The sequence below is a fragment of the Streptomyces sp. DH12 genome (genome assembly GCF_020873895.1).
Lineage (GTDB): Bacteria > Actinomycetota > Actinomycetes > Streptomycetales > Streptomycetaceae > Streptomyces.
Window position 1 is genome coordinate 1 of the sequence record NZ_JAHWGT010000433.1, and the last position, 620, is coordinate 620.

The 620-nt window shown below is 57.3% G+C and carries 1 protein-coding gene; it reads right to left on the minus strand.

What is annotated here, in order from left to right; genetic code table 11:
* Window positions 1–201: 201 nt before the first annotated feature.
* The coding region (locus LPA54_RS35010) for a hypothetical protein (protein ID WP_228984639.1) at window positions 202–620 on the minus strand (419 nt) is incomplete at its 5' end.

The following is a 620-nucleotide window of genomic DNA, read 5'->3' on the forward strand; positions in this document are numbered from 1 at the left end:
ATGAAAATACTCAGGCAGCACATCATCGTACCCTTCCTGACACGCTGCCACGAACTGCCTCCACGAAGCCAAGTCCCTCAAGGCGGAAACACCCTCCCGTCGCCCCGCCCTGACTTGCACTTCCTCGTACCCATGGAGAAATTCATTTGCGATACCCACGACCTCTTGCCACCTCCCTGAGGGAACAGTCACGATACCGTTTCACTCGATGAACGATCCCCCGTATTTCGCCTGCTGTTCCCGCATGTAACTGTTCAAATTACCGCCCGGACGGAAGAAGGTCTGAACATTTCCTCGACTGTCCAGCACTCCGAAGTACCCAGTAGCACTGTCCGCCCGGAACAGTGTTCCTTCATTCGACACCAGGTCGCCGCGACGAGGACCGCCCGACATGAATTTACTAGCTGCTTCTTTATAGGCATTGAATCCGCCGACGCCGGCGAACTCAGACATGTCCGGCTGATGGTGGCCCTGCATCCCGGTCCAGTTCCCCTTCTTGTTGAGCTGCACTCCAAAGGCGTGCTTCATGTAGTGCCGGAGGGCTGACATAGGGGAAGCAAAGCCCGGCCCGCAGTTCGAGTTGTGAACCAGTACCGCCGTCCGGCCCGCCAGCACATAGT